Consider the following 362-nt stretch of genomic DNA (forward strand, 5'->3'; position numbering starts at 1 on the left):
ACGGTGCCGGTCTTGTCCAGCACGACGGTGTCGACGCGGCGGGTGGACTCCAGCACCTCCGGCCCCTTGATCAGGATGCCGAGCTGGGCGCCGCGGCCGGTGCCGACCAGCAGCGCCGTCGGTGTCGCGAGGCCGAGCGCGCACGGGCAGGCGATGATCAGCACGGCGACCGCGGCGGTGAACGCGGCCGTCGCCCCCGCGCCGGTGCCCAGCCAGAACCCGAGCGTGCCCAGGGCCAGCGCGATCACGATGGGGACGAACACGCCGGAGATGCGGTCGGCCAGCCGCTGCACCCGCGCCTTGCCGGTCTGGGCCTCCTCCACCAGCTTGGCCATCTGGGCGAGCTGGGTGTCGGAGCCGAT

The 362-nt window shown here is 74.0% G+C and carries 1 protein-coding gene; it reads right to left on the reverse strand.

From position 1 onward, the window contains the following. Nucleotides 1-362: HAD-IC family P-type ATPase (locus CXR44_RS41410; protein ID WP_245899808.1), on the reverse strand; the 362-nt coding region annotated here is incomplete at both ends.

This window comes from Nonomuraea indica, assembly GCF_002850745.1.
Lineage (GTDB): Bacteria > Actinomycetota > Actinomycetes > Streptosporangiales > Streptosporangiaceae > Nonomuraea > Nonomuraea indica.